The sequence below is a fragment of the Streptococcus sp. SI1 genome, assembly GCF_030439945.1.
In the GTDB taxonomy this organism is placed as follows: domain Bacteria; phylum Bacillota; class Bacilli; order Lactobacillales; family Streptococcaceae; genus Streptococcus; species Streptococcus intermedius.
The window spans coordinates 250,832-269,409 of the sequence record NZ_JAQFJE010000001.1; the positions used below are offsets into that span (position 1 = coordinate 250,832).

An 18,578-nucleotide genomic window follows, 5' to 3' on the forward strand; every position below is an offset into this window, starting at 1 on the left:
CATAACTTATTAAGTCTCCTTTTGATTTCTACACTCCATTTTATCAAAAAATAAGTAAAATTTCAGCTTTTTATTCATAAGTTTTGAGCAAATCTTGCAACTTTAGGTTTTGCATATTTATAATGGATATGATGAGCTTGTAAAAAGTGGTCGAATTGTTTTTTTCCAATTTTAGCATCTGTTACTTCGAGTTCTAATTCATAATCTATTGTATTAAAGAAATGGTTTTCGTCAAGTGCCATTAAGCCGATGCTGCTTTCTTTTTCATAACGAGTGGTTGTCAAACTCCCTAGAAGTTGTAATTCATTGAGTTTGATAGGAGTGTGGATTAGTAGGGTGTGTATTTCTCCTTTTGGTAGCACACATTCATTGATGAAGAGATGACTTTCTGCTAAAGTAAGTGATTGATTGTATTCCATATTACCGATCTGCTGAGGAATTTTCAATGTTAACTCAGCACGATTTTCAAAAGTACGAATCCGAAGTGCCATTTTTGCATCTCGAATTGAAAAGTCAGGTGTATCAATATAGTAGTTTGTCTGCTTAATAGGTTTTACATCAGCAAATAGTGGCAATAGTTGTTGGTACTCATTTTTTGTCAAAAGTGTTTTGTATTCAATTTCCAAATGATTCATTTTCCAATCCTTTTCTTTTGTTTGAAAGCGATTTATGTTATAATAAGTATTGTGTTTATTTTATAAAAAAAAGAGTAAAATGACAAGGTGAGTGTATGCAATTAGAGTGGGAAGAGTTTCTGGATCCTTATATTCAAGCGGTGGGCGAATTGAAAATTAAGCTGCGTGGGATTCGTAAACAGTATAGAAAACAAAAACAGCATTCTCCGATTGAGTTTGTAACGGGGCGCGTGAAACCAATAGAAAGCATTAAAGAAAAAATGGTTTTGCGTGGAATCAGAGAGGAAAATCTAGCGCAAGATATGCAGGATATAGCAGGTTTGCGCGTGATGGTCCAATTTGTGGATGATGTAGAAGAAGTTTTGGATGTTTTGCGAAAACGTCATGATATGCGGATTATCCAAGAGAGAGACTATATTAAAAATCGTAAAGCTAGTGGTTATCGCAGTTACCATGTTATTATTGAATACCCCGTTGATACCATCAATGGGAGCAAAACGATTTTAGCAGAAATTCAAATTCGTACTCTGTCCATGAATTTTTGGGCAACAATTGAACATTCGCTGAATTATAAATACAAAGGTGAGTTTCCAGATGAAATTAAGAAACGTTTGGAGATTACAGCAAAAATTGCCTATCAATTGGACGAAGAAATGGGGAAGATTCGTGATGATATTCAAGAAGCACAAGCTTTATTTGACCCAATCAGTCGCAAATTGAATGATGGCGTAGGAAATAGTGACGATACAGATGAAGAATACAGGTAAAAGAATAGGGATTATCAGTAATCGCAGACGGCAAAGTCAAGAAATTTGTCGCCAATTGAAACAGAAACTAAAACAAAATCACTTTATTTTGAATGATAATAATCCGGATATTGTCATTTCCATCGGTGGAGATGGGATGCTTTTATCAGCTTTTCATAAGTATGAAGATCAGTTGGATAAAGTTCGTTTTGTTGGTGTTCACACAGGACATTTAGGATTTTATACGGATTATCGAGATTTTGAATTGGACAAATTAATTAATAACTTAAAATTAGATACTGGTGCTAAAGTGTCCTATCCGATTTTAAATGTTAAAATTTTCCATGGAAATAATGAAATTTGTATAAAGCGTGCATTAAACGAAGCGACAATCAAGCGTTCTGGACGAACAATGGTCGCCGATGTTATTATCAATCAAGTCCATTTTGAGCGCTTTCGTGGTGATGGTATTTCCGTATCAACTCCGACAGGAAGTACAGCTTACAATAAATCGTTAGGCGGAGCTGTTCTGCATCCAACGATTGAAGCTCTTCAGATTGCAGAAGTTGCAAGTTTAAACAATCGTGTATTTCGAACCTTAGGCTCCTCAATTATCGTTCCTAAGAAAGATAAAATTGAAATCGTGCCGACTTGGAATGACCGACATGCGATTTCGATTGACAATCAGAATTTTATGATAAACAATATTTCTAAAATTGAATTTCAAATTGATCAACATAAGATTAACTTTCTTGCTACACCGAGTCATACGAGTTTCTGGAATCGTGTAAAAGATGCTTTTATTGGCGAGGTGGAGGAATGAGGTTTGAATTTACTGCAGATGAACATGTTAAAGTTAAGACCTTTTTAAAAAAGCACGAAATTTCCAAAAGTTTACTTGCAAAAGTTAAGTTTTCTGGTGGAAGTATTCAAGTAAATGGCAAGAAACAAAATGCAATTTACTTGTTAGACGTTGGCGACAAAGTTGTGATTGATATTCCGGCAGAAGAAGGATTTAGCAGTCTATGTGCAGTAGAAAAAGAATTGGATATTGTATACGAAGATGAACATTTTTTGATTTTAAATAAGCCCGCCGGTGTGGCTAGCATTCCTAGTGTGAATCATTCTAATACAATGGCTAATTTCGTGAAAGCTTATTACATTTCTAAGCATTATGAAAATCAGCAAATTCATATTGTGACACGTTTAGATCGTGATACGAGTGGTCTGATGTTGTTTGCAAAGCATGGTTATGCTCATGCAAGATTGGATAAGCAATTGCAAAAGAAAGTAATCGAAAAACGTTATTATGCTTTGGTTAAAGGTTCTACACCATTAAAGTCTGAAGGAGATATTATCGCTCCTATCGCACGAGAAGATAGGAGCATTATTACACGCTGTGTAGCAAAAAATGGGAAATATGCTCATACAAGTTATAAAGTTCTTGCGCACTATGGTGACATTTATCTCGTAGATATCCATCTTCACACAGGACGAACACACCAGATTAGGGTTCATTTTTCTTACATTGGTTTTCCACTTTTAGGAGATGATTTGTATGGCGGTAGCCTGACAGATGGTATAACGCGACAAGCTCTTCATTGTCATTCGCTGCGTTTTTACAATCCCTTTCATAAGGAAGTGGTGAATAAATCGAGTCCTATTCCGGAAGATTTCCAATCAGTGATTCAAAAATTAAGCAATAAAAAGGAGTAAAACATGAAAATTTTTGAAACAATTCGTGAAACACTTCAAGATAAAGAAGTAAAAATTGTCTTACCAGAAGGCGAAGAACCACGTATTCTTCAAGCAACAAAACGGTTGGTAAAGGAAACAAGTATTATCCCTGTTTTATTGGGAAATCCTGAAAAAATTCGAATTTATCTTGAAATCGAAGGTGTGACAGAAGGTTATGAAATTATTGACCCTCAAAATTGTTCTTGCTTTGAAGAAATGGTTTCGGCTTTTGTTGAACGCCGTAAAGGAAAAATTACGGAGGAAGAAGCTCGTAAGCTATTGAAAGAGGATGTTAATTATTTTGGTGTCATGCTCGTTTATCTTGGAAAAGTGCAAGGGATGGTTTCTGGTGCAATTCACTCTACTGCAAGCACAGTTCGACCTGCTCTTCAAATTATCAAAACCCTTCCTTGGGTTTCTCGTACATCAGGTGCTTTTCTAATGGTTCGTGGTGATGAACGATATGTTTTCAGTGATTGTGCAATCAATATTGATCCAGATGCTAAGACATTAGCAGAAATTGCTATTAATTCAGCATTAACTGCACAAATCTTTGATATTGACCCAAAGGTGGCCATGCTTAGTTATTCAAGTAAAGGATCTGGATTTGGTGAAAAAGTTGATAAAGTTGTTGAGGCAACAAAACTTGCGCAGGAAATGCGACCAGATTTGGCTATTGACGGAGAATTACAATTTGATGCAGCCTTTGTACCTAAAACCGCAGAGTTAAAAGCTCCTGGCAGTAATGTAGCTGGCCAAGCGACTGTTTTTATATTTCCTGGTATCGAAGCTGGAAATATCAGTTATAAAATGGCAGAGCGCCTAGGTGGATTCTCTGCAGTCGGTCCTATTTTGCAAGGATTGAATCACCCAGTAAATGATCTTTCACGTGGATGCAATGCTGATGACGTTTATAAATTGACATTGATTACTGCCAGTCAAGCCGTTGCTCATTATTAGAAAATGACAAAGAATCCAGAGTTCACTTTCTGGGTTCTTGTTTTATTTTATGATATACTAAATTCATGTTAGATTTAAAGAAATACGGAATTGAAATGTGGGAGGATGAAAAAATTATATCCTTTCGCCAAAAGTTACTAACGTGGTATGATGAAAATAAACGTGATTTGCCTTGGCGGAGAAGTAATAATCCTTATCATATCTGGATTTCAGAAATTATGCTTCAGCAAACACGGGTAGACACGGTCATTCCTTACTATGAGCGCTTTTTGGATTGGTTTCCGACAGTCAAAGATTTGGCAATCGCACCAGAAGAACGCTTACTAAAAGCATGGGAGGGACTAGGGTATTATTCACGAGTGCGCAATATGCAAGAGGCGGCTCAGCAGATTGTGGCAGAGTTTGAGGGTGAGTTTCCTCACACTTACGAAGGAATTTTCAGTCTTAAAGGGATTGGTCCTTATACAGCGGGCGCTATCGCTAGTATTGCTTTTGGCTTGCCAGAGCCAGCTGTTGATGGGAATGTGATGAGAGTTTTGAGTCGTTTGTTTGAGGTGAATTTAGACATCGGTATTCCAGCCAATCGGAAAGTTTTCCAAACTATGATGGAAATGTTGATTGATCCCGAAAGGCCAGGAGATTTTAACCAAGCCCTGATGGATTTAGGTTCAGATATTGAAGCTCCGGTGAATCCCCGACCAGAAGATAGCCCTGTAAAGGAATTTAGTGCTGCTTTCTTACATGGAACCATGGCGAAGTACCCTATCAAAGCTCCTAAGAAAAAACCAGTTCCAGTTTATTTATATGGTTTGATTATCCAAGATACTCAAGGACGGTTTCTTTTGGAAAAAAATGAGACTAGCGGCCTTTTGGCCGGATTTTGGCATTTTCCTTTAATTGAAGTAGGTGAATTTCCTGATGATGAACAGTTATCGCTTTTTGAAATAGCTGAAAATCGAGTTTCATTTGACTTATCTCCCAAAGAAAGCTTTGAACAGGATTATGATGTAGTAGTGGATTGGCAGTCAGTACACTTCCCACAAATTCAGCATGTTTTCAGCCATCGTAAATGGCAGATTCGTTTATTCTATGGTCGGGTAGTCAATGTAGCAAAAGACCCCCAAAAAGGGCAAATGTTATGGCTACATTCGGATAACTTTTCCGATTATCCGTTTGCTAAACCTCAGCAAAAGATGTGGCAAACTTTCCAAAAAGCAACAAACAAAGGAAATAAAAAATAATTTTAGAATATGTATTCGTTCACTGGATGAGCTAGAAAAGCTATTGAAAACGATATTATTACAACAAACGCATTAAATTAAAAGGACTTAGCTCTGTGCAATACAGAACTAAATCCTTGGTTTAAATAAGAGTCTAACTTTTAGACGTCAGTACACTTGAGTGTCTCCGCTTTTTTATAAGTTAGCAAATTTCTTGATTTCATCAGCCGTCATAGAAGAGTCACATCGAACAATCACATGACCATTTTCTGTATGTAAAAATCCTGGTACAGTTGGGATTTTATATTCGGAACGGAAAGCTAGGAGTTCTTCTAGATTATTAAGTTCTTCACTATTAATAAAGAAAATATGTGCCTGAGTTTCAGTAACGACCTTAGCCAGTGTAGTTGCGAATTTCCGACAGTAAGGACATGTTTTTCGGCCAATGAAAAATGTAGCTGTTTCCTTGTTTGCAATAGCTTTTCGAGCACGACTAACAGTTGTAACTTCTAAGTTTTTAATGTCTTGTGTAAATTGTTCCATAAAGTTTCCTCATTTCATTTGTTCATTCTAGTATGCCATAAATATGAAAATAATGCAGAGATTTGAAATGAAAACGGAAACTAGACTATTGAGAAGGCGTGAGGTTAAGAGCCTAAAATTAAAAATATTAAGTTCCTCGTCTTACTTCTATGCGGATGATATTTAAGCTTTATTACCAAGTTCTATCCCCACGCTAAAAACACTGTTTTAGTATATTATTTTTTGTGATAAAAAAAGTCGGAGTCTGAGACATTATGTTTCAGACTCCGACTTTGAAGTTTGTAGAAATGAAATTTCGAAGCAAAACGATTCCGCTTTTCTACTTATTTTACAAAGTCAGTGATCTCTGCTTCAATTGCATCAATTTTTGCTTGAGCGTCTTGGCTGGACTTCCCAACAACGGCAATATAGAATTTGATTTTTGGCTCAGTTCCTGAAGGACGGACTGCAATCCATGAACCATCAGTAAGCGTGTATTTTAATACATCGCTAGGGGGTGTTGTAAGGGCAGTGACTGCTCCATCAGTAGTAGTGGCAGTCTGAGCTTTGAAATTCTCTGTAACTGCAATAGCAGTAGCGTTGAATTCTTTTGGTGCATTGGCACGGAACTTGTTCATGATCGTTTTGATTTGTTCAGCGCCATCAATACCAGACAAAGTAACTGAAATCGTCTTTTCAGCATAATAACCATATTCTTGGTAGATTTCTTCGATTCCATCTGCAAGGGTCAAGCCGCGTGAACGGTAGTAGGCTGCTAATTCGGCAACAACTAATACGGCTTGAATAGCATCTTTGTCACGTACAAAAGGCTTAATCAAGTAACCAAAGCTTTCTTCAAAGCCCATCATATAAGTGTGATTGTGTTTTTCTTCAAATTCTTGGATCTTTTCAGCAATAAATTTGAAACCAGTTAAGACATTGAACATGGTTGCGCCGTAGCTTTCAGCAATTTTGGCTACAAGATCGGTAGACACGATAGATTTGCAAAGTGCTGCATTTGCAGGGAGTGTTCCAGCTGTCTTGTGAGCTTCCAAGATGTACTTAGCCATAATTGCACCAATTTGGTTTCCTGAAAGATTGCGATAGCTACCATCTTTCTGAAGAACTTCAACACCAACACGGTCAGCGTCTGGGTCAGTTGCAACAAGGACGTCTGCACCAACTTTACGACCTAATTCTTCAGCGAGAGAGAAAGCAGCTTGGTTTTCTGGGTTTGGTGATTTGACAGTAGAAAAGTCTGGATCTGGCACACATTGAGCTTCAACAACCTGAACAGAATCAAAACCAGCTTGGGCAAATGCTCGACGTGCTAACATTTCGCCTGTACCGTGAAGCGGAGTATAGACGATTTTCATGTCTTTACCGTATTCTTTAATCAATTGTTGGTTGATGTTGACGTCTTTAACTTCCTTGAGATATTCAGCATCAATAGTTTCACCAATAACTTCGATCAAACCGGAAGCTTTTTCGGCTTTAACATCAGCTACTTCAATAGTAAATGGATTTTCAATGGCACGAATATAAGCTGTTAGAGCATCAGCGTCATGAGGTGGCATTTGACCACCATCTTCGCCATAAACTTTATAACCATTAAATGGCGCAGGATTGTGGCTTGCAGTAATCATGATACCAGCAAAAGCTTTTAAGTGACGAACTGCAAATGATAATTCTGGTGTCGGACGGAGACTTTCAAATACATAAGATTTAATGCCATGTTTTGCTAAAACCGCAGCGGATTCAAAGGCGAACTCTGGTGAGAAATGGCGAGAGTCATAAGCAATAGCGACACCGCGTTTTTTGAAATCCTCACCTTTTTCATCAATCAAACGTGCTAAACCTTCAGTTGCCTGACGAACGACATAAATATTGATACGATTTGTACCTGCACCAATCAAGCCACGCATACCAGCGGTACCAAATTCAAGATTTGTATAAAAAGCATCTTCTTTTGTCTTTTCGTCCATCGAATCCAATTCTTTACGAAGGTAGTCTGGAAGTTCTGCAAAATCAAACCATTTTTTGAAATTCTCTTGGTAGGTCATTGTGAAATCTCCTTTTAAAAGTATGGAAGCTTATGAAAAATTAGCGAAAATAGAAAATACCATTGTTTGTTTAGTGAAGTCATAGATAAATTCTTTTTCTCTTTATTTTCAGCTTTCTGCATTGATTAACCGTTTTCATTATAGCATTTTTTCATAAAAAAATCACGTTTTCACGTGATTATTTTCTAACTTTTTCAAGAGCTGGAATAATGGCAACTGTCAGAATAGCAGAAATAATCATTTCAGCAATGGAATTGGTAGAGATGACAGAAGCAAGTAGCAATTGAATATTTCCGTTATAAACATTTGAGAATAGTAGGAAGATACCTCCTAAAACAAAAATAGTATTTGTCAACGAACCAATTGCTCCAGCTAAAATAAGCCCAGTCTTATTTTTTAGATATCTATAAACAAAATAGGGTGTGATCCCAATTAAAATTCTCGGTATGAGAGCAATGATAAGAGAATAGATATTTCCATTAGGGACAAATGGGCTAAATAGATAGCTTGTTGGCAAGAGTACAATTGTATTAGTGATTAGACTAATGACTCCCATTAAAGCCCCTAAAAGTGCCCCAACTTTTGGTCCATAAAGGATACTGGCAATAATAACTGGAATATGAACAATCGTTGGTTTAATCGGGACAGGAAATAAGTTAAAAATCACTGAACTCAATAGATGAATGACTAACATAATAGCAAAAAAGATAGCAATTTGAGCAATATTAGATTGTTTCTTCATAAATGATTTCCTTTACTTTTTCCATAATTGTTTCTACAGAAGCGAGAGCACCAATTCCTTTATCGCCGCAAGCTAATATAGTTTCTCTAGGGCGAATGATGTGCCAGCCATATTTCTCTAATTTAGATAGATTGTCTTGAGTGATTGGATTTTCATACATTTTTGTATTCATAGCAGGGGCCAGTACTTTTTTGACTGTTGTAGGCAAAGCAAGAGCAGTGCTTGTTATCATGTTATCTGCAAAACCATTTGCTAATTTTGCGATTGTATTGGCTGTTGCAGGTGCAACTAAGAAAAGATCTGTTTGCTTAGCAATTTCAATATGATTGACTTTGTTTGGAGCAGGTTCGTCCATGACATCCGTATGCACGATATGTTTCGACAATACCTGCAATGTCAATGGGGTAATGAAATTTGTAGCCGCTGAAGACATCAGAACAGTTACATCTAGATTGTTTTTTGTGAATTGGCTGGTCAAATCGGCAGCTTTATGTGCAGCAATACTTCCTGTGACAGCTAATGTAATATGTTTCATAGATTGTCCTTTGTGTGAATGTGTGTTACGAGTTGTTGAGCAATTTCTTCTTTAGTATCGGCTTTTATAACAGAATTTATTTTGACTAGGTAAGCATGATGTTGATTATCGGAAATATCAGACAAGTCATTTGCCACAATGATTTCAGCTTGATTTTTAGTAAGACTGGCACGAGCAACAGTCAGTAATTCTTCCTTAGAAACATCAACTAAGAGTTTAAAACCAATCAGGCGGATATTGGGATTCCATTTTTTTACTTGACTGATAATTTTCGGCGTTTGTTTAAGAAAGAGCACTTGGTAATTATCCTTTGATGAAATCTTGCTTTGTTTATTGGTCTTATTTAAAAATTCTGTTAAATCTTGAGATGTAGTGATTTGCTCAAAACCTGTCATATAAATCGGCGTGTAGTCAGAAACGGCCATTGAGTGAATCAAAACGTCGTGAGTTTTGACTAGAGGTTTCATCATTTCAAATAGTTTTTGCACATTCTCAATAATTTGAATTGTTAAATTCGGATGAGCAGCAGGTTTGATAGCGTTCCGTGTAGTGATTAAAGTAACATGATCACCTTGTGCTAAAAAACTGTCCGCAATCAGTGCACCGAGTTTTCCTGTGGAATGATTCGTAATAGAGCGAACTTGATCGATTTTTTCGCTCGTTCCGCCAGAAGTAATCAATAGTTTCATGACTAAATTTTACACAAAAAAAGTTAATTCGTAAATAAAAAAATGTTTTCCGAACGTTTTTAAAAATTTAACCGTTGAAAATGTTTGTTTTCTTTATTTTTGATATAATAATACTATAAAAACTGGAGGATTCCAAATGAAAACGGATATAGAAATTGCTCAAAGTGTTGACTTACAGTCAATTGCTAGTGTGGTAGATAAAGTTGGAATTGATTATGACGATTTGGAACTCTACGGCAAGTATAAGGCTAAATTATCGTTTGATAAAATTCAGAAATTGCAAAAGAGTCCAGTTGGTAAGTTGATTTTGGTAACAGCGATTAATCCGACACCTGCTGGAGAAGGGAAATCAACTATTACCATTGGTTTAGCAGATGCTCTTAGCAAAATTGGCAAGAAAACCATGATTGCGATTCGTGAACCGTCTCTAGGTCCTGTCATGGGAATCAAAGGTGGAGCCGCTGGAGGTGGTTATGCACAGGTTTTGCCAATGGAGGACATCAACCTGCACTTTACAGGGGACATGCATGCCATTACCACTGCCAACAATGCTCTTTCTGCTCTGATTGACAATCATCTGCATCAAGGAAATGCTCTAGGAATTGACCAACGTCGCATTATCTGGAAGCGCGTGGTAGATCTGAATGACCGTGCTTTGCGGCATGTGACAGTTGGCTTGGGTAGCCCAGTTAATGGAATTCCACGGGAAGACGGTTTTGATATTACTGTTGCATCTGAAATCATGGCTATTCTCTGCTTAGCGACAAGCATTGAGGATTTGAAAGAACGTTTAGCTAATATCGTTATTGGATACCGTTATGATCGAATGCCTGTTTATGTCCGAGATTTAGAAGTAGAAGGAGCTCTTGCTCTTATTTTGAAAGATGCTATTAAGCCGAATTTGGTTCAGACTATCTATGGAACGCCTGCTTTTGTTCATGGAGGACCATTTGCTAATATTGCACATGGCTGTAATTCTGTTCTGGCGACGACAACAGCCCTGCATCTGGCGGACTACACAGTGACTGAAGCTGGTTTTGGCGCGGATCTAGGGGCTGAGAAATTCCTAGATATCAAGACACCAAACTTACCAACTTCACCGGATGCTGTCGTTATCGTAGCAACACTCCGTGCTCTTAAGATGAACGGAGGTGTAGCCAAGGATGCCTTGACCGAAGAAAATGTGGAGGCAGTGCGGGCTGGATTTGCCAATCTTAAACGTCATGTGGAAAATATCCGTAAATTTGGCATTCCAGCTGTCGTAGCAATCAATGAGTTTGTTTCCGATACAGAAGCTGAAATTGCTGAGCTGAAAGCACTTTGTGCTCAAATTGATGTACCTGTGGAATTGGCTAGTGTCTGGGCAGATGGTGCTGACGGTGGATTGGCTCTTGCAGAAGTTGTGGTCGAAACGATTGAAAGGAGACCTGCCAAGTATACTCGACTCTATGATAATAATCTGACAGTTGAAGAAAAAATCGAAACAATTGTTAAAGAAATTTATCGCGGAACAAAAGTTAATTTTGAAAAGAAAGCAAAAACTCAAATTTCTCAAATTGTCAAGAACGGTTGGGATAAGCTGCCAATCTGTATGGCTAAGACCCAATACAGTTTTTCAGACAATCCAGCCCTACTGGGAGCGCCAGAAGATTTTGAAATCACTATCCGTGAAGTCGTTCCAAAATTGGGTGCAGGCTTCATCGTCGCCTTGACCGGTGATGTTATGACCATGCCCGGACTGCCAAAACGCCCGGCAGCGCTCAATATGGACGTAGCAACAGACGGAACTGCTATTGGACTATTTTAAAACGAAAAAGGTTCGAGAGAGCCTTTTCTTTTTGAATTTGGTAAAATATACATGGTGATATACTTCATTTTTATGAAAGTAATAAGAAGAAAGGAACATTCGGATGAACATCAGATTAGCTCATAAATCTGATGTTGCAGCCCTTGTAGCGCTCGACGCTCCTTATGTAGAAAATACTGCTATGACATTTGAATGCCAGCTTTCCAGCACCGAAGAATTTGCCAATCGCATTGAAAAGACATTGGGAAACTATTTTGATCTAGTAGTAGAAGAGGAAGGATTATAGTAGGCTATGCATATGTTTCGACTTATGATGATCGAGAGGCATACAACTGGGCTGTTGAGCTGTCGGTCTATGTAGCTGATGAGAATCGCGGCAGAGGGATTGGGAAGCAGCTTTATGACAAGTTGGAAGAAATTCTTGAACAGCAAGGTTTTGTTCATTTTCTGGCTTGCATTTCCCTGCCAAATGATGCTAGTATTTCTTTCCATAAAAACTGTGGTTATCAGCAAGTAGCGCATTTCCCAAAAATCGGCTATAAATTTGAGTGCTGGCATGACATAGTTTGGTTGCAGAAGAGTTTAGATAAACCAACAAGACCAATTAAATTATTCAAAGATATGAATGTTGAAAGTGAATGGTAATATGAAAGTAGAAGATATTTTCCAAGGATTAAAAGAAGTAGCAAACCCTGAAGATGCTGTTCACATGAAAGCATATATGAAAGACCAGTTCGAGTTTTTAGGAGTCAAAACACCTATTAGACGAAAGCTTTCCAAGGTATTTTTTAAGAAAAATCACAAGTCTACGATAGATTGGGAATTTGTCAATCAGGCTTGGGAAAATCCTTATCGTGAGATGCAATATGCGGTGCTGGATTATTTGCAATTGAAACAAAAAGCTTTGAAACCAAGCGATTTGCCAAAGATAAAGAAATTAGCACAAACAAAGCCATGGTGGGACACGATTGACTTTTTGTGCCGCTCAGTAGGCTTTATTTGCTTGCACTATCCTGAGACAAAGAAATTTGTGTTGGAGTGGAGCAGGGATGAAGATTTTTGGCTGCGGCGCCTTGCCCTTGAACACCAATTGCTTCAAAAAGAAGAAACGGATGTCCAGCTGCTGGAACAAATCTTAGTTAATAATCTTAATCAGACCGAGTTTTTCATCAATAAGGCCATTGGTTGGGCACTTCGGGACTACTCTAAGACTAATCCCGACTGGGTGCGGGCCTTTATCGGAAAACACAAGGATAAACTGAGCAAACTCAGTATTAAAGAAGGAAGCAAGTACTTGTTAGATCAATAGACGATAGGGTTTTCTCGTTTATCTTTTCCCTCCGCATCCATTAACAATTGAAATCATTTTTGAGTCAAAAGATAAAACATATCAGACAAATATCAATCAATAAACAAAAAAGCTGAACCAATCCTCTAGGATAAGCCTCCTAAGAGGAATTGATTCAGTTTTTTTATTTTTCTTCAAGAAAATTGATGGTATAGTCAAAGAAGCTGAGAACGTCCTCATTTAAAATCGTTGATTTTAGGCTGGCAAGATAGACGTAAAATATGATATTATCCTCCTTAGACAGAGGAATTTTAACCAATTTTTCCTCATCATTTGGAAAAGCAAAATCAGCCAAGAGACTGATGCCGATATTTTTTCTCAACATTTGCTTCAGCAGATTGACATCGTCCGTCTGAAAAAAGATTTCAGCTTTATTATGATGCTTTTGGTTTAACTCACAAAAAGCTTTCAGGTGAATGAAATGCTGGTCCAAGACGATAAAGGATTCATCAATCAATTCTGAAAAAGAGAGGACTTCTTTATCAGCTAACGGATGGGATTTAGACATGACGACAAATACTTCGCTTGAAAACAACCTCCGCAAGTTTAAGCTATTATACGAGAAGGAACCAAGCGTTGCAACAAAGCTGGCATCTAAATCTCCATTTTCCAAAAGGCGAAGCAGTTCGACAGAGCCTCTGCGAATAGGACGAATTTTTTGGAAAAGGACAGCCTTGTCATCATTTTCAGGAATAAATGACAGTAAATAATTCATAATCATCGGCGGAAAGCCAACAGTCGAATAATGCGCTAAGGAGCGATTGATTTCTTTATGGGCAGAAGAAAGTTCTGGCAATATACGCTTGAGATGACTGAGGAGAATCTCTCCTTGCTCTGTCAAAGAAAATGTACGATGAGAAGGATCTGCTGCAATGAGCTTACAATTAAATTCCTCCTCTAAGCGTTTGACAGCGTAAGAAACAGACGGCTGACTAATAGCAAATTTATTTGCAACAGCAGTATAAGACTGGAGCTGCGTGAGAGAATAAAAATACTCAAAATCTTTTATGTTCATGCTTCAAGTGTAACACAAAGAGGTGAAATAAGGGCAAAAGAAAATTGATATAAGTAAATTTTATCCGTACTGTCGCTTTTGACTATACGCACAGCAAAAGATTAGAATGAAATACTGAAGCGACTACCGATCAAGGTTATCAAGAATGTCTTCAAAAATGCCAACGAATACTTCTTGTTTTTCCTTTGGTAGTTGTTTTATTTTCATATTTAAGCGTTTAAGGGAGAAAGCATGGTTTGAATCTCTCTTTCCTTCCAGACTTCTAAAGTCAAAAAATTCTTCCGGTGTCATATCTAAAGCTAAGATGACTTTTTCCAGAGTTTGAATGCTGAGATTGCTGCTTAGGTTTTCTAGTTGATTGATATATTTCAAGCCTAAACCAGCTTTTTCAGATAATTCTTCTTGACTTAAATCCTTTGCTTTTCTATGAAAGCGGACCTTATTAGCGATAAAGCGCTGTAAAAAAGTTGTTTTGTTCATATACCTATCATACAAGTTTCACATCATCTTTTTAACCCTATATATAAAACTTTGTATGATTTATGGCGCAATTTGTGCTATAATAAATATAAAAGGAGGCGAATTTTTTATAGTTGGTATGTTGATTTTAAAAATCAATTGTCATTATTCTTAAAATGCAAGGAGAAAGCTAGATGAAAGCACATGACATTTTAAATAATCCTTTTTTGAATAAAGGAACGGCCTTTACAAATGAAGAACGTCAAGAATTGGGATTGGTAGGACTTTTGCCTCCGTATGTCCAAACTTTGGAAGAGCAGGCGGCTCAAACCTATCATCACTATCAGCGAAAGCAAAGCAACCTCGAAAAGCGTTTGTTTTTAATGGAAATTTTCAACACCAATCGGACTTTATTCTACTATCTGTTCAGCCAACATATTAAAGAATTCAATCCTATTGTGTATGATCCGACGATTGCAGATACTATCGAAGGATACAGCGATCTTTTTGTAGACCCTCAATATGCTGGTTATCTTGATATTAACCACCCTGAAAATATTGAAGCAACTTTGAAAAATGCAGCAGGAGACCGTGAGATTCGCTTGATTGTGGTGACGGATGCAGAAGGAATCCTAGGAATTGGTGACTGGGGAACCAACGGAGTAGATATCTCAGTCGGCAAGCTTATGGTCTATACTGCAGCAGCAGGAATTGATCCAAAATCTGTTTTACCTCTGGTTATTGACGCAGGAACCAATCGCAAGGAATTATTAGACAATCCAAATTATCTTGGAAATCGGCATGAAAGAGTTCGCGGAGAGCGTTACTATGATTTTGTTGATCAATTCGTCCAAACAGCTGAGCGTCTTTTCCCTAAGCTCTATCTGCACTGGGAGGATTTTGGTCGCTTAAATGCTGCAACGATTTTAAATAAATACAAGGATAAAATCCCAACGTTTAATGATGATATTCAGGGAACAGGGATTGTGACCTTAGGCGGAATTTTTGCTTCACTTGACATCACCGGAGAAAAACTGACAGATCAAGTCTATCTCTGCTATGGCGGGGGTACGGCAGGTGCAGGAATAGCAGCACGTGTCCATAGAGAAATGGTTGTGGATGGTTTATCTGAAGAGGAAGCCTATAAACGATTTTTCATGGTCGATAAGCAAGGTCTCCTCTTTGATGATATGGATGACTTAACTCCTGAGCAAAAACAGTTTGCGAAGAAGCGCTCTGATTATCCAAATGCGGATCAGCTGACAGATTTGTTTGAAGTTGTGAAAACCGTCAAACCGACGATTTTAGTTGGAACTTCTACACAGCCAAATACGTTCACAAAGGAAATCGTAGAAGCGATGTGTGAAAACACGGCCCGTCCGATTATTTTCCCACTCAGCAATCCTACAAAATTAGCAGAAGCAACTGCGGAAGATTTGATTAAATGGTCAGATGGGAAAGCATTTGTTGCAACAGGAATCCCGGCAGATGATGTAGAGTATAAAGGTGTTACTTATCAAATCGGTCAAGCAAACAATGCCCTTATTTATCCTGGCTTGGGACTTGGGGTCATGGGAGCTGAAGCTAAACTATTGACAGATGAAATGATTGGCGCTGCGGCTCACTCTTTGAGCGGTATTGTGGACATTACCCAGCCCGGAGCTCCCGTTCTTCCGCCTTTCAAATATGTGACAGAAGTGTCTATCAAGGTAGCAGAAGCAGTTGCTAAAAAAGCCCAAGAGCAAGGCCTTGCTCAAGCAGACGAAAAAGACATGGCTAAAGCAGTACGTGATTTGAAATGGTATCCAAAATACTAGATAGGAGGTTTTTATGAATATCTTTTTAACCTCTATTCAAAGTATCATCCCGATTATTACAATCATTGTACTGGGCTATATCTTACAAGTAAGGGGCTGGTTCGGAGAAGATTTCGGTCCCAATCTGTCCCGCCTCATTATGAATGTAGCGTTGCCGGTTTCAATCTTTGTCTCTGTCTTGAAGTACCTGACTTTGAGTAAGTTGATTTCATTATCAAGTTCTCTTGTTTGGGTTTTGGTAGCTTTTGCCATTGGATACATTTTTGCTTTTGTTGCCGTTAAGCTCTTTAAAGTACAGCCAGGTCGTCGGGCAACGATGATTAATACCTTTGTCAATGCCAATACAATCTTTATAGGGCTTCCTTTGAATGTTGCTCTCTTTGGAGACGAAGCGCTTCCATATTTCTTGGTTTACTATATTGCGAACACCATCTCGACATGGACAATCGGGGTCTATTTCATGACAACCGACAGCAAGTCTGGCGAGAAAAAAGCAGGAAAATTTGACTGGAAGAAACTCTTGCCAGCTCCTTTGATTGGTTTTCTCGTTGCCTTAGCCTTTCTTATTTTAGGTTGGGAAGTGCCTAACTTTGCCAGCAGCACTCTTACCTATATCGGGAACTTGGTAACTCCTCTGTCTCTTATTTATATTGGAATCATTTTAGCTAAAGCAGGTCTGAGCACAATTCGCTTCGATAAGGATTCTGTTGTGACCTTGGTCGGTAAATTTATTTTAGCACCAGTAACAATGGTTGTTCTTTTGAATTTAGTAGCAAGCGGATTGCCTACAATGGAATACAAAACCTTCGTCGTTCAATCCGCTGCACCAGCCCTTGCAGTTCTTCCAATCCTTGCAAGTCAAGGAGACGGCGATGTGGAATTTACCACAAATGTTGTGACACTAAGCACGGTCTTATTTGTAGTCGTTGTTCCAATTGTTGTGACATTGCTTGGATAAACCAAGTCTTAAACGCAATAGCAAAACGCCCTGATAGAAACAATCGAGGCGTTTATTGATGTTAGATATTCTTTTGTTCTAGATGGTGCATATGGTTGTATCTAGTACCCATGGTAATAATTAATTTCAAAATAGCGTAAATTATGAGCAAGAATAATTTGTTCAATTCGTAACTATAGTCCAGCTAGCCCTCTAGCCAATGTATGTTCGATGTCAAAGAAACGACACAGTTCAGAAAAACGTGTTTCAATAGTTCGTCTCATGGTCATCACTTTCCAATTGTTATGTTCTTCGGCTCCTGTCATGTTTTGTCGAAATGGCGTCCATAGATGATAACCTTCCTGTTTTAAGTCCTTTTTGAGTTCACTCACTGCTTAGGTAGCCTAAATCACCTAGGATAACCGATTGCCTACACCCATCTAATAGTTCATAAACCACCTTGATATCATGGACAGAGGCTGGTGTGACAATATAGTTCAGAATATAACCAGATAAGGTCACCAGCATATGAACCTTGAAACCATAAGTGTTTAGAGGCGTTGTAGTCAATATCGGCTAATCCTTTAAAAATGGCAACTCTGTGATTGCGAACAGGTTGGCAAAGTGGCAAAGGAAAACTATCTATAATGGCTAGTCTATCATATGGAAGCGTTTCACTCATAGTTTTTCGGATTAATTGGACTAGCCAAATCATTTGTCTAGACCGACGATTGAAACGACTTCTCTCTAGTAACTGACCACAAGGAAAGAGGTGTCAGATGTTGTAGAAATGGCGTTGTGACGTTATGCCTAGTTCAGCTTGTAACAAAAGCAAGACAAGAAGCGCTTCATCTGAAACTTTGCCTAAGCCAACATTACGCCGATGTTTAAAGGAATCTGGGCAATAGGTTTTATAAAAGTAATGACAAATTTGTGATAATTGGCGTAAATTTCATTCATTGTAAATGATGAGATTTAGCAGTATACTGTAAGTAGCTCATTTGGACTAACCTCCTGTATGTTTCGTCACTTACAGTATAGTCCTTTTGGGCTTTTTATTGTATGTTGAAATTAACTAGCACAACGGGTATCTAGTATAACGGATGCTAATAATCGTCAAAATAGTGGTGACTTTTCGGATAATATACTGGTAATAATAGTAGTCCTGATATTGTTAAAAAGTTACTATACATTTTACAATTAAATATGAACTTAATGAAACTCTTCTTTTGTTCGATATGAAATTAGTTTTTTAGTCCTGTATAACTAGTGGGAAGAAGTATCATGATTCTGTTATGCATTTAATTGATGAATAGATTATTTTATGATAGAATGAGGCTGTGGTA

The 18,578-nt window shown here is 37.9% G+C and carries 17 protein-coding genes and 3 pseudogenes; 11 read left to right on the forward strand and 9 right to left on the reverse strand.

What is annotated here, in order from left to right:
• Positions 1–74: 74 nt before the first annotated feature.
• Positions 75–635 carry a CYTH domain-containing protein gene (locus PCY10_RS01285; RefSeq protein WP_003072297.1) on the reverse strand — a complete coding sequence of 187 codons (561 nt, stop codon included), beginning with the start codon at positions 633–635 and terminating at the stop codon, positions 75–77.
• 95 nt (positions 636–730) lie between these two features.
• Between PCY10_RS01285 and PCY10_RS01290 the strand changes: the two genes are divergently transcribed.
• From PCY10_RS01290 to PCY10_RS09665, 6 genes and pseudogenes are all read left to right on the forward strand, one after another.
• Positions 731–1,402 carry a GTP pyrophosphokinase family protein gene (locus PCY10_RS01290; RefSeq protein ID WP_003072299.1) on the forward strand — a complete coding sequence of 224 codons (672 nt, stop codon included), beginning with the start codon at positions 731–733 and terminating at the stop codon, positions 1,400–1,402.
• A complete protein-coding gene (locus PCY10_RS01295) occupies positions 1,386–2,204 on the forward strand; it encodes an NAD kinase (RefSeq protein WP_301558754.1) in 819 nt (272 codons plus the stop codon). Before PCY10_RS01290 ends, PCY10_RS01295 begins: the two co-directional genes overlap by 17 nt.
• Positions 2,201–3,097, forward strand: coding sequence for an RluA family pseudouridine synthase (locus tag PCY10_RS01300; protein WP_301558755.1), 897 nt, complete (start codon positions 2,201–2,203; stop codon positions 3,095–3,097). Before PCY10_RS01295 ends, PCY10_RS01300 begins: the two co-directional genes overlap by 4 nt.
• Positions 3,098–3,100: 3 nt before the next feature.
• Positions 3,101–4,078, forward strand: a complete 978-nt coding sequence (pta, locus tag PCY10_RS01305) for a phosphate acetyltransferase (protein WP_009568902.1) — start codon at positions 3,101–3,103, stop codon at positions 4,076–4,078.
• A 65-nt stretch (positions 4,079–4,143) separates the two neighbouring features.
• Positions 4,144–5,319: an A/G-specific adenine glycosylase gene (mutY, locus tag PCY10_RS01310; protein ID WP_301558756.1), complete on the forward strand. Its 1,176-nt coding sequence runs from the start codon at positions 4,144–4,146 to the stop codon at positions 5,317–5,319.
• A gap of 59 nt (positions 5,320–5,378) precedes the next feature.
• Positions 5,379–5,444, forward strand: a pseudogene (locus PCY10_RS09665) (IS3 family transposase); the annotation flags it as partial.
• A gap of 49 nt (positions 5,445–5,493) precedes the next feature.
• Here PCY10_RS09665 and PCY10_RS01315 read toward each other — a convergent pair.
• The 5 genes from PCY10_RS01315 to PCY10_RS01335 all read right to left on the reverse strand — a co-directional run bounded on the left by PCY10_RS01315 (position 5,494) and on the right by PCY10_RS01335 (position 9,849).
• The gene (locus PCY10_RS01315; protein WP_117282014.1) at positions 5,494–5,841 is read right to left on the reverse strand and encodes a PedC/BrcD family bacteriocin maturation disulfide isomerase; all 348 of its coding nucleotides are present in this window, start codon (positions 5,839–5,841) and stop codon (positions 5,494–5,496) included.
• Between the two features lie 323 nt (positions 5,842–6,164).
• Entirely contained in the window at positions 6,165–7,883 is a 1,719-nt protein-coding gene (locus PCY10_RS01320) for a phospho-sugar mutase (protein ID WP_117282013.1), read from the reverse strand.
• Positions 7,884–8,061: 178 nt separating this feature from the next.
• Complete coding sequence (locus PCY10_RS01325; protein ID WP_003072313.1) at positions 8,062–8,625, reverse strand: ECF transporter S component; 564 nt, start codon at positions 8,623–8,625, stop codon at positions 8,062–8,064.
• A complete protein-coding gene (coaC, locus tag PCY10_RS01330) occupies positions 8,609–9,160 on the reverse strand; it encodes a phosphopantothenoylcysteine decarboxylase (RefSeq protein ID WP_301558757.1) in 552 nt (183 codons plus the stop codon). The genes PCY10_RS01325 and coaC overlap by 17 nt, the downstream gene beginning before the upstream one ends.
• Complete coding sequence (locus PCY10_RS01335; RefSeq protein ID WP_117281354.1) at positions 9,157–9,849, reverse strand: phosphopantothenate--cysteine ligase; 693 nt, start codon at positions 9,847–9,849, stop codon at positions 9,157–9,159. Before PCY10_RS01335 ends, coaC begins: the two co-directional genes overlap by 4 nt.
• A gap of 136 nt (positions 9,850–9,985) precedes the next feature.
• Between PCY10_RS01335 and PCY10_RS01340 the strand changes: the two genes are divergently transcribed.
• From PCY10_RS01340 to PCY10_RS01350, 3 genes and pseudogenes are all read left to right on the forward strand, one after another.
• Positions 9,986–11,656: a formate--tetrahydrofolate ligase gene (locus PCY10_RS01340; RefSeq protein WP_009568894.1), complete on the forward strand. Its 1,671-nt coding sequence runs from the start codon at positions 9,986–9,988 to the stop codon at positions 11,654–11,656.
• A gap of 103 nt (positions 11,657–11,759) precedes the next feature.
• Positions 11,760–12,301: pseudogene (locus tag PCY10_RS01345) on the forward strand (N-acetyltransferase family protein).
• Position 12,302: 1 nt separating this feature from the next.
• Complete coding sequence (locus PCY10_RS01350) at positions 12,303–12,965, forward strand: DNA alkylation repair protein (protein ID WP_009568892.1); 663 nt, start codon at positions 12,303–12,305, stop codon at positions 12,963–12,965.
• Positions 12,966–13,128: 163 nt separating this feature from the next.
• Here the strand turns inward: PCY10_RS01350 and PCY10_RS01355 are convergent, their stop codons facing one another.
• Both PCY10_RS01355 and PCY10_RS01360 read right to left on the reverse strand, forming a co-directional pair.
• The gene (locus PCY10_RS01355) at positions 13,129–14,019 is read right to left on the reverse strand and encodes a LysR family transcriptional regulator (protein ID WP_009568891.1); all 891 of its coding nucleotides are present in this window, start codon (positions 14,017–14,019) and stop codon (positions 13,129–13,131) included.
• Between the two features lie 123 nt (positions 14,020–14,142).
• Positions 14,143–14,499 carry a helix-turn-helix domain-containing protein gene (locus tag PCY10_RS01360; protein WP_009568890.1) on the reverse strand — a complete coding sequence of 119 codons (357 nt, stop codon included), beginning with the start codon at positions 14,497–14,499 and terminating at the stop codon, positions 14,143–14,145.
• 173 nt (positions 14,500–14,672) lie between these two features.
• Here PCY10_RS01360 and PCY10_RS01365 point away from each other — a divergent pair, with 173 nt between their 5' ends.
• Both PCY10_RS01365 and PCY10_RS01370 read left to right on the forward strand, forming a co-directional pair.
• Positions 14,673–16,295 (forward strand): malolactic enzyme, encoded by a 1,623-nt coding sequence (locus PCY10_RS01365; protein ID WP_009568889.1) that lies wholly within the window; start codon positions 14,673–14,675, stop codon positions 16,293–16,295.
• Positions 16,296–16,308: 13 nt separating this feature from the next.
• Positions 16,309–17,253 carry an AEC family transporter gene (locus PCY10_RS01370; RefSeq protein ID WP_009568888.1) on the forward strand — a complete coding sequence of 315 codons (945 nt, stop codon included), beginning with the start codon at positions 16,309–16,311 and terminating at the stop codon, positions 17,251–17,253.
• A 173-nt stretch (positions 17,254–17,426) separates the two neighbouring features.
• Here PCY10_RS01370 and PCY10_RS01375 read toward each other — a convergent pair.
• Positions 17,427–18,233 (reverse strand): annotated as a pseudogene (locus PCY10_RS01375) (IS982 family transposase).
• Between the last annotated feature and the right edge of the window lie 345 nt (positions 18,234–18,578).

Bases quoted from the DNA above. Each gene is read 5' to 3' on its own strand.
- PCY10_RS01285 (WP_003072297.1), bottom strand. From the start codon at position 635: ATGAATCATTTGGAAATTGAATACAAAACACTTTTGACAAAAAATGAG.
- PCY10_RS01290 (WP_003072299.1), top strand. From the start codon at position 731: ATGCAATTAGAGTGGGAAGAGTTTCTGGATCCTTATATTCAAGCGGTG.
- PCY10_RS01295 (WP_301558754.1), top strand. From the start codon at position 1,386: ATGAAGAATACAGGTAAAAGAATAGGGATTATCAGTAATCGCAGACGG.
- PCY10_RS01300 (WP_301558755.1), top strand. From the start codon at position 2,201: ATGAGGTTTGAATTTACTGCAGATGAACATGTTAAAGTTAAGACCTTT.
- pta (WP_009568902.1), top strand. From the start codon at position 3,101: ATGAAAATTTTTGAAACAATTCGTGAAACACTTCAAGATAAAGAAGTA.
- mutY (WP_301558756.1), top strand. From the start codon at position 4,144: ATGTTAGATTTAAAGAAATACGGAATTGAAATGTGGGAGGATGAAAAA.
- PCY10_RS01315 (WP_117282014.1), bottom strand. From the start codon at position 5,841: ATGGAACAATTTACACAAGACATTAAAAACTTAGAAGTTACAACTGTT.
- PCY10_RS01320 (WP_117282013.1), bottom strand. From the start codon at position 7,883: ATGACCTACCAAGAGAATTTCAAAAAATGGTTTGATTTTGCAGAACTT.
- PCY10_RS01325 (WP_003072313.1), bottom strand. From the start codon at position 8,625: ATGAAGAAACAATCTAATATTGCTCAAATTGCTATCTTTTTTGCTATT.
- coaC (WP_301558757.1), bottom strand. From the start codon at position 9,160: ATGAAACATATTACATTAGCTGTCACAGGAAGTATTGCTGCACATAAA.
- PCY10_RS01335 (WP_117281354.1), bottom strand. From the start codon at position 9,849: ATGAAACTATTGATTACTTCTGGCGGAACGAGCGAAAAAATCGATCAA.
- PCY10_RS01340 (WP_009568894.1), top strand. From the start codon at position 9,986: ATGAAAACGGATATAGAAATTGCTCAAAGTGTTGACTTACAGTCAATT.
- PCY10_RS01350 (WP_009568892.1), top strand. From the start codon at position 12,303: ATGAAAGTAGAAGATATTTTCCAAGGATTAAAAGAAGTAGCAAACCCT.
- PCY10_RS01355 (WP_009568891.1), bottom strand. From the start codon at position 14,019: ATGAACATAAAAGATTTTGAGTATTTTTATTCTCTCACGCAGCTCCAG.
- PCY10_RS01360 (WP_009568890.1), bottom strand. From the start codon at position 14,499: ATGAACAAAACAACTTTTTTACAGCGCTTTATCGCTAATAAGGTCCGC.
- PCY10_RS01365 (WP_009568889.1), top strand. From the start codon at position 14,673: ATGAAAGCACATGACATTTTAAATAATCCTTTTTTGAATAAAGGAACG.
- PCY10_RS01370 (WP_009568888.1), top strand. From the start codon at position 16,309: ATGAATATCTTTTTAACCTCTATTCAAAGTATCATCCCGATTATTACA.